Source organism: Xenorhabdus sp. PB30.3 (assembly GCF_963895965.1).
GTDB lineage: Bacteria > Pseudomonadota > Gammaproteobacteria > Enterobacterales > Enterobacteriaceae > Xenorhabdus > Xenorhabdus stockiae.
The window spans coordinates 1-7,611 of sequence record NZ_CAWQMW010000039.1 but is presented as its reverse complement, the minus strand read 5'-3'; the positions used below and the strand labels follow the sequence as shown (position 1 = coordinate 7,611).

Annotated in this window: 6 protein-coding genes; 3 read left to right on the top strand and 3 right to left on the bottom strand. The window is 38.7% G+C overall.

Translation table 11 applies throughout. The annotated features are described in order from the left end of the window. Positions 1-280 precede the first annotated feature (280 nt). On the top strand, positions 281-748 hold the full coding sequence (locus tag AACX38_RS03650) for an NUDIX hydrolase (RefSeq protein ID WP_228865740.1): 468 nt from the start codon (positions 281-283) through the stop codon (positions 746-748). Between the two features lie 449 nt (positions 749-1,197). On the opposite strand, the gene AACX38_RS03645 is transcribed toward AACX38_RS03650, so the two are convergent. Further along, positions 1,198-2,808, bottom strand: a complete 1,611-nt coding sequence (locus AACX38_RS03645) for an ABC-F family ATP-binding cassette domain-containing protein (protein WP_228865739.1) — start codon at positions 2,806-2,808, stop codon at positions 1,198-1,200. A 369-nt stretch (positions 2,809-3,177) separates the two neighbouring features. On the opposite strand from AACX38_RS03645, the gene AACX38_RS03640 reads away from it, so the two are divergent. Next, positions 3,178-3,720, top strand: a complete 543-nt coding sequence (locus AACX38_RS03640) for a TetR/AcrR family transcriptional regulator (RefSeq protein ID WP_099122091.1) — start codon at positions 3,178-3,180, stop codon at positions 3,718-3,720. 103 nt (positions 3,721-3,823) lie between these two features. On the opposite strand, the gene AACX38_RS03635 is transcribed toward AACX38_RS03640, so the two are convergent. Then, complete coding sequence (locus AACX38_RS03635) at positions 3,824-4,393, bottom strand: DUF7000 family protein (protein WP_228865738.1); 570 nt, start codon at positions 4,391-4,393, stop codon at positions 3,824-3,826. 298 nt (positions 4,394-4,691) lie between these two features. Between AACX38_RS03635 and AACX38_RS03630 the strand changes: the two genes are divergently transcribed. Next, the gene (locus AACX38_RS03630) at positions 4,692-5,615 is read left to right on the top strand and encodes an arginase family protein (RefSeq protein ID WP_228865737.1); all 924 of its coding nucleotides are present in this window, start codon (positions 4,692-4,694) and stop codon (positions 5,613-5,615) included. A 73-nt stretch (positions 5,616-5,688) separates the two neighbouring features. Here the strand turns inward: AACX38_RS03630 and AACX38_RS03625 are convergent, their stop codons facing one another. Then, positions 5,689-7,407 (bottom strand): thiamine pyrophosphate-dependent enzyme, encoded by a 1,719-nt coding sequence (locus AACX38_RS03625; RefSeq protein WP_228865736.1) that lies wholly within the window; start codon positions 7,405-7,407, stop codon positions 5,689-5,691. Positions 7,408-7,611 lie beyond the last annotated feature (204 nt).

Below are 7,611 nucleotides of genomic sequence, written 5' to 3'. Positions count from 1 at the left end.
AAATACGGACAATCTGACTATACCGCTTAATTATTCTTCTCGATATCTGATTTTTTTGATAATAGTATGTAATTACATATCATAAAACTTCATCATGAATACCCTATAATTCCATAATAAAATTTATATTCACCATATTTATTTCGAATTGTACAAAATTATAAGCTAAAATAAATTAATTGAATTACATCTCTTACTTAAAGTAAATATCCAGCACATCCCGTGTAAGGTGCATTTCTGGTTCAGTGACCGGTGTATCATAGCTAAAAGGAAATAAGATATGCGTATTCGTTGTTCAGCGCGCTTGCTGATCATTAGCCCGTCTAATCGAGTATTATTGTTTAATTTTGTACATGATGAAGGTGCATTAGCCGGCCGGTCATATTGGGCCACGCCCGGAGGAGGTGTTAAAAAAGGAGAGTCTTTTGAACAGGCCGCGATTAGAGAACTTCGTGAAGAAACAGGTATCCGAAAAGATAATGTTGGACAATGTGTTGCTAAAAGAACATTTGAAATGACTCTCCCTAGTGGAGAGGCTGTTTTAGCAAAAGAACATTTTTATATCGTCCAGTTTGATAAAGAAGATATCAACACCACTGAATGGACTGAAAATGAAAAATCAGTTATTAAACACCATCATTGGTGGAGTATTGATCAGCTTACCAATACAGTGGAAACTGTTTATCCAAATGATATAACAGAAATATTTTTTACTGCGGTAAAAAATAATATTCTTCAGGAATCATAACAGGACTACTAAATATTTCTTCCAAATATCCTCGCGTCGTTTCAAAGTATCTAAACGTAGATTCCGATTTTATAAATCGGAATTGATAACGAGGTTGCTGGATTTTTGGTACGCATTGTTTATGCGGGATTTAATTATGAATGCTCGAACGGTTTCTTTTAAGAGATATAAAAGATGCAGACTAAGCCCAGATCGTCGGTTTTCCCGTACATCGATATAGGTTCGCATAATCTATATTATGTTAAATTGAAATCATATTCATAATCCAAACATCATAAAGTAATCCTACTACGTATTTTTTATTGATGAATTGGTGCACATTACACATTATATGTATCAGGGTTCCCTCCCTACTCTTCTCTGAAAATACGAGGAATTCAGATAAAACATTAACCCTCAAAACATATCAGCGACTAAGCTTTGTAGCAGAGAATTAGAAACATCCAATGTCATGATTCATTCAGTAAATAGCGCTTATAATCTTCAAGATCACCCTCAAAGTCTCTTACATCCCCATTACCGACTAACCAGAATTCATTACATACTGATCGTAACAGTGCTCTGTCATGACTCACAAGTAGCACTGTTCCGTCATACTGATTAAGAGCTAGCGACAGAGCCTCTCGAGTTATTAAGTCAAGATGGTTTGTCGGTTCGTCAAGGAGCAGGAGGTTTGGTTTTTTCCAGACGATCATTGCAAGAACAAGACGCGCTTTTTCTCCGCCACTCATTGTACCCACTGGCCGTGTAATCACGTTTCCGCTGAAATTAAATGTGCCCAAATAGTTTCGTAACTCCTGCTCTCGGCTTGAAGAAATATGAGTCATAGAAAGCCGAATCATATGCTGTAAAGGAGAATCTTCAGGCTGTAAGACATCAAGTTCATGTTGCGCGAAATATCCAATGCTCAGCCCTCTTCCTTCAGTTACAGAACCGGATAATGGTGGAATTGTCCCTGCTATCGTTTTTATAAAAGTCGATTTACCCTGTCCATTCGCCCCCAAAATACCAACCCTTTGTCCTGCAAGGATAGTACGGTTTATTCCACTTAGGATCAGCACAGACTTCTGATCACCAGCTCCAGCGTGTGGACTATAGCCAAAGTCAAGATCACGTAACACCAGCATCGGGTTAGGAAGACTAGCTGGTTCACTGAACAGCAAAGTAAATTCACTGTCCGCGATTACAGCAGACACTTTTTCCATTCGTTCGAGTGCTTTGATTCTGCTTTGGGCCTGCCTAGCTTTAGTAGCTTTATAACGAAACCGGTTTATATATTTCTGCAGGTGGCTGACCTGCTCCTGTTGTTTGGTGTAGGCAGCATGCTGTAATTCTAGCTGCTGTGCTCTTAGCGTTTCGAATAAACTATAATTTCCGTTATAGCGGATCAGCTGATTGTGCTCCAGATGAACGGTAACATTCGTTATGTTGTCCAGAAACTCACGGTCATGACTGATAACTATGATTGTGCCTGTGTGAATACTTAACCATGATTCAAGCCATGATAAGGCATCAAGATCTAAGTGGTTTGTCGGTTCATCCAGAAGCATCAGATCAGAAGGACACATCAGGGTACGCGCTAGTTGCAGACGCATACGCCACCCTCCTGAAAACTGATTTACCGGCGTATTCATTTCTTCTGGTCTGAAGCCAAGTCCCATCAGGATCGACTGTGCTCGTGGCGCAGCATCGTAGTCACCCGCATCGGATAAATCACAATATGCCTGAGCCATAGCCATGCCGTCGTCCTGTTCTGTCGCTTGTATGAGGCGAACTCGGGCTGCCATCAGCTCTGTGTCACCGGCAATAACAAAATCGGTAGCATTTTCAGTAGATTCAGGCATGTTTTGATCAACTTGAGTTATTCGACAATATTTTGGTAGATCAACTTCTCCGTTTTCTTCATTCATTCTGCCAGAGATCAAAGCAAATAAAGTAGATTTACCCACACCGTTTCTGCCGACCAAACCAACCTTCTCACCCTGATTTATTTTCAGGTTTGCTTTATTCAGAAGAACTTTGCTGCCGTGCTGTAGCATGATGTTTTTTAGATTAATCATATAATTGATTCTCTTAACGTTTCTTATTTGTACCAGTGGCCTATTGTTCTCATATCAAACAAGGTGATGCGCGATCTATGCCACTTCAATAATGCAACATAAACTCAAATGAATCAATATTGATTCATTTGAGTTTATGTTAATACTGCGCCATTATTTTGGTCGGAACATCAGCGAAGCAAGCTTTGATCTGCAAGAAATTATTTGCATTCTCATTAATGACATAGACGAAAGTAGAGTATTTAAGAGTGCATTGGAGTCAATTTTGATTTAAATGATTTATATATGAATCTTTTTAATTCAAAACAATATGATTACAATATGTTCATTTGATAAATGGACTAAGTAAGCACTAAAGGCGTCCCTAACATGGCAAATATGATTACAAAAGATGAAAAATTTATGGTGTCGCTAGCAATAGCGCTTGTTGATCATCCTAGGGCGACACTCAAGGAACTGGCCGAAGCGATGGGTATTAGTAAGGCGACTCTGTATCGCTTTTGTAAAACCCGTGAATTGCTTATCCAAAATCTGACAACCCACAGCGTGAAAGTTATGAACAAAGCCATCTATGGTGCACAACTCCAAGAACTACCCGTAGATATAGCTTTGAGAAAATTGATTGAAAACTACTATGAACACCGTGAAATATTATCATTCATGATATTTTATTGGGAAAATCTTCAGATCGAACAGGTGGTAGAGGATGAATGGAGCAACAATCTCGACAGTTTTTTCTTGCGTGGGCAAAAAGAAGGGATATACCGTCTCGACATCAGCTCAGCTGAGTATACCGAGATTTTCACCTCTATCATTCGTGGACTGGTTTATGCCGAACGCAGGGGACGCGTGGGACGGGCTGGTTTAGTAGCCCTGACAGAAAAAGCCTTTCTCAACGGCGCAAAAGTTTAGTGCTCTTTGTTAAAGGCTGAAAATTAAATATTTTTTATTATTTTCTTAATCAGCAGTATCACTTCAATAACACAAATATAAAAATTGAGATGCGGATAGGCAATTAACATGGTTTGTCATCCACCTCAAAAACTCTGAGGTTGTCGAGCACAGCCTCTGAGATACGTAACGCTTCTTCTTTGATCCGTACGGTAAGTAGAGCCACATTTGTGAAATCCGGTGACTCAACAAGTACCGCCTCTAATACACTGTATTGAGGCATTTCGGTGCGTTCTGCATTCCACGAACTATTTTTCAGAATGTTCCAGTATGCTTTCTGGATAGTTGCGTTTTTCCCCATCAACCATAATTCGAAGCGTAAAGCTTTATGATTCAGAACAATGCCAAAGCGTAGTTTTCGCTCCCGCAGATAGTCGTCAAAGAACGAAAAGTACGTAAAGTCCAGATATCCGGGCGAGACATTTCCGAAAGAAAATTTATCAGCAAGATTATTTGTTAAATACGCTTTTAGATGCATCATGTATCGCAATAGATAATGATATGCTTTTTGGATATCCCCTTGTTCAAGCTGGGCTTTGTACACAGAGATACATTTATCGACATCTTGTATATTACTGATTAAGTCAGTCGCAGAAAATGTGTAGAGCATTTGTTGTTTGTTATCTTCAGTCATGATTTATTCCATAGTTTTTACTTGGTACAGAATAGGCAGTTACTTGAACAATTCAGTTGGCAGATAGCCGGGGTAGCCTTTACATTAGTTTAGATATTCTTAGCCTGATGTCTAATGATGGGTAGAAACAAGCTATATAGTTGTTTTACTGCTCTACCCTGCATTTTTTATTTGCATACATAATGTTGAAACTGCTTGGCAATAGTTTGTTGAGCTAATGTATTTACTCTTCTGATTGTTCTATCTATGATTCCATATTAATTCATTCGCTTATGATTTATTTATCAATGGAGCTTTCATGATTCATGTCATTCTTGCACCAACCAATCTTGGGTTAAGCCCCCTATGGGAAGGACACATACCCGGGACATGGCGGGCTCCGCAAGTACTGATGGAACACGGATTAGCGAAAAAACTGCGAGCTAATATTATCAGTAAATTAATGTCTCCAGTATATTCACTTGAAGCTCAAATTGGGACACGTATACGTAATGGTTATGGTATTCGTGACTTTAATTTACAGTTGGCGGAGGAAGTGGCTAAGGTACAAGAGAGCGGCAATTTTCCACTAGTTATTGGTGGTGACTGCTCAATCCTATTAGGCGCATTGGCTGGTTCTCGTCGTACAGGGCCTATTTCACTCATCCACATTGATGGACACAGTGATTATCGCCATCCAGACAACTACGATACAAATCAAATGCTAGGTGCAGTGGCGGGGATGGATTTGGCTTTGGCAACAGGTCGCGGTGAGGCGCTATTAACAGATTGGCCAGATATCGAAAGCCCATTAGTGCCAGAGCAGCAGGTACTTCAGTTAGGCGAGCGAGAGAACCGAGATGCTGATTTCGCTTGGCCTGATATTAACCAAACGGCTATTTCACAGATTGATGTATTCACAGCAAATTCAATAGGCGAAAAAGGTATCCTCAACAAAATTGAGCAAATGTTAGGTGCTCAACCGACATGGCGTTTTTGGGTACATTTAGATGTTGATGTTCTTGACCAAAGCATCATGCCTGCGGTTGATTCACCCGGGAGCCCTGGCATTGAACTGAGTTGGTTAAAAAATATCGGAGCACAATTAATTAATAACCCATTATGTTGTGGCATGACTGTTTCAGTTTTCGATCCTGATTTAGATCCCGATGGTTATTATGCAGAGCTGATTATTGAAATTCTAGAAGAAATGTTTCTGCGCTGTACATCCCCTTCCCTCTGACAATTATATTTTAGGAACTGCTTTTTTATTAGGATATCAAGTCTATTTGATATCCTATAAGTAGCATATAACCTTATTTGCGAATAAAATTATCGATAATCAAACCAATCGCTTCTTCGCTACGTCCGTGTAAAATAGCTTTTGCAGTATATAATCCCATTCCAACTACGCTATTTAATTCTACATTTGGTGGCATCACCAATTCATTGGGCGAAGTATGTACATCTAACACTGCTGGGCCATCATGATTTAGAAAGCGAATAACGGCTTCTTCTAATTTCTCCGGTGATTCAATTGATTCACCAAAGATCCCTAATGATGTCGCAAGCTTGCTAAAATCAGGGTTATCTAAGTTAGTATAGTTATTAAGAAGCCCTTCTACTTTCTGCTCCAGTTCTACGAAGTTGAGTGATTTATTGTTAATCACCACCACCTTCACAGCGAGTTTTTCTTGTGTCATTGTCAGTAAATCTCCCAATAACATCGTTAAACCACCATCACCAGAAATAGAGATAATCTGACGTTTAGGGAAGGCTTTCTTTAGCCCTAGTGCCTGAGGCATTGCGTTCGCCATTGTGCCATGTTTTAAGCTGGTTAATGTTCTTCTCTGACCATTAGTATTAATATAACGCAATAACCACACCACCGGAGAACCACCATCTGCCGTAAAAATAGCATCTGCATCTGCATATTTATCCAACAACTGAACTAAATATTGAGGATGAATAATTTTTGATTTTGCGCCCTTATCCAGCCAATTTATTTTTTCCAATGTCTTTTTATGGAATTCGACAGATTTGCGCAAAAAACCATCATCGGTTTTCTTTTCAAGAAGTGGAAGCAACTCTAACAAAGTTTCTTTAACACCACCAATAATCCCTAAATGAACAGAATGGCGTTTCCCTATGTTAGCTAAATTAATATCAACCTGTATGATAGTCGCCTTTTTGGGGAAAAATTGAGGCCAGGCAAAATCAGTACCCAACAAGAGTAAAACATTGCAATTTTTTAGCATAGTAAAACCAGATTCCATACCAAGCATGCCTGTCATTCCCACATTATAGGGATTATCATATTCAATGAAATCTTTTACGCGAGAAGTATGTGCAATTGGAGCTTGTAGTTTTTCAGCAAGCTGAAGCAGTTCATCTCTTGCATCTTTACTGCCTATCCCTGCATAAATGCCAATTTTGTTACCTTTATTTAATAAATCAGCCAGTGATTTAATATCTTCTAAGGCAGGAATCACTTGTGGTGGATGATAATTAACAGTAATTTTTGATGTATATTCAATCTCTGTTTTACTAATATTGACAGGTAATATAATAACCGCCACCCCTTTTTGACTCAGTGCAGCACTAATTGCATTCTTTGTAATTTCAATCGCTTTTTCTGGATTGCTAATTTCTTCACAAAACACAGAGCACTCACTATAAACTTTTTTAAAATCTACATACTGAGGAAAAGAACTATCATTCACATCTGTTGCTAACTGGCTTGCGATTAGTATTACTGGCGCTCCGTTCCGATGAGATTCATACAACCCGTTGATGAAATGTAAGCTTCCCGGTCCACAAGAACCAGCACATGCACTAATCTTCCCAGAAATGAATGATTCAGCGCCTGCTGCAAAGCCACCAACTTCCTCGTGACGAACATGGATCCATTCCATATCACTGGCATGAATAGCATCTGTTACATAATTAAGAGTATCGCCAACAATACCATAGCAATGTTTCACACCGGAATTTTGAAGGATATCAACGATAACACTAGCAATATTTTTTTTCATAAAAGTAACCTAGCAATCATATAAATAGTAGATAAAAATGTTAACCACCCTTTTATATTAGTTGTTAACCCCATAAAAACCATGAAAATAAAATTCCGTGAAAATAAAGTGGCATTCAACAATGATTTTAACAAGATATTACTACAAATAGATTTACTTTGTGTTTCTTTCTAAAAAAGACACTTCTCTATGATGAGATTATTC